The organism is Loktanella agnita, from assembly GCF_046640325.1.
GTDB lineage: Bacteria > Pseudomonadota > Alphaproteobacteria > Rhodobacterales > Rhodobacteraceae > Yoonia > Yoonia agnita.
Genome location: NZ_JBJMBF010000046.1, coordinates 1 through 1,266, shown reverse-complemented (window position 1 = coordinate 1,266; position 1,266 = coordinate 1). Strand labels below are relative to the sequence as shown.

Here is a 1,266-nt window from a genome sequence, read left to right as displayed (position 1 = left end):
AGAGGGGGCGGGTTCTCGAAGTTTCCCTTTGGAAAACATCTGCCACCCGCCCGGTGCGTTTGGGCTTACGCCCAAGCCTCCCCGTGATTACTCAACAATCTTCGACACAACCCCTGCGCCAACGGTCCGGCCGCCTTCGCGGATGGCGAAGCGCAACCCGTCTTCCATCGCGATCGGCGCGATCAGTTCCACGTTGAACTTCAGGTTGTCGCCCGGCATCACCATTTCGGTGCCTGCGGGCAGCTCAACCGTGCCGGTCACGTCTGTGGTCCGGAAGTAGAACTGTGGACGGTAGTTCGCGAAGAACGGCGTGTGACGACCACCCTCTTCCTTGGTCAGGATATAGGCCTCAGCTTCGAACTTCGTGTGCGGGCTGACAGAGCTCGGCTTACACAGAACCTGACCACGCTCAACACCTTCACGGTCCACACCGCGCAGCAGGGCGCCGATGTTGTCGCCAGCTTCACCACGGTCCAGCAGCTTGCGGAACATTTCAACGCCGGTACAGGTCGTTTTCTTGGTGTCGCGGATGCCGACGATTTCGATCTCGTCGCCAACATTGATCACACCACGTTCCACACGACCGGTCACAACCGTGCCACGGCCAGAGATCGAGAATACGTCCTCAATTGGCATCAGGAACGGCAGGTCAACCGCACGGGCCGGTGTCGGGATGTATTCGTCAACAGCGGCCATCAGTTTCTTGATGGATTCTTCACCAATTTCTGGGTTGTTGCCTTCCATCGCCGCCAGCGCGGACCCGGGGATCACAGGAATGTCGTCGCCTGGGTAGTCGTAGGAGGACAGCAACTCGCGGATTTCCATTTCCACAAGTTCCAGCAGCTCTTCATCGTCGACCTGGTCAACTTTGTTCATGTAAACGACCATGTAGGGGATACCCACCTGGCGGCCGAGCAGGATGTGCTCGCGCGTTTGGGGCATCGGGCCGTCAGCGGCGTTCACAACCAGGATCGCGCCGTCCATCTGGGCAGCACCGGTGATCATGTTCTTGACGTAGTCGGCGTGGCCGGGGCAGTCGACGTGCGCGTAGTGACGGGTTTCCGTCTCATATTCCACGTGCGCAGTCGAGATCGTGATCCCACGGGCTTTTTCTTCGGGTGCGCCGTCAATCTGGTCATAGGCCTGGAAGTCACCGAAATACTTCGTGATCGCCGCCGTCAGCGTCGTCTTCCCGTGGTCAACGTGACCAATCGTACCAATGTTTACGTGCGGCTTGTTACGTTCAAACTTTGCCTTAGCCATTTT

1 protein-coding gene is annotated in these 1,266 nt (G+C 58.5%); it reads right to left on the bottom strand.

Annotation, left to right across the window (positions count from 1 at the left end):
* Positions 1-87: 87 nt before the first annotated feature.
* The gene (tuf, locus tag ACJ5NV_RS20385) at positions 88-1,263 is read right to left on the bottom strand and encodes an elongation factor Tu (RefSeq protein ID WP_411646713.1); all 1,176 of its coding nucleotides are present in this window, start codon (positions 1,261-1,263) and stop codon (positions 88-90) included.
* Between the last annotated feature and the right edge of the window lie 3 nt (positions 1,264-1,266).

Bases quoted from the DNA above. Each gene is read 5' to 3' on its own strand.
- tuf (WP_411646713.1), bottom strand. From the start codon at position 1,263: ATGGCTAAGGCAAAGTTTGAACGTAACAAGCCGCACGTAAACATTGGT.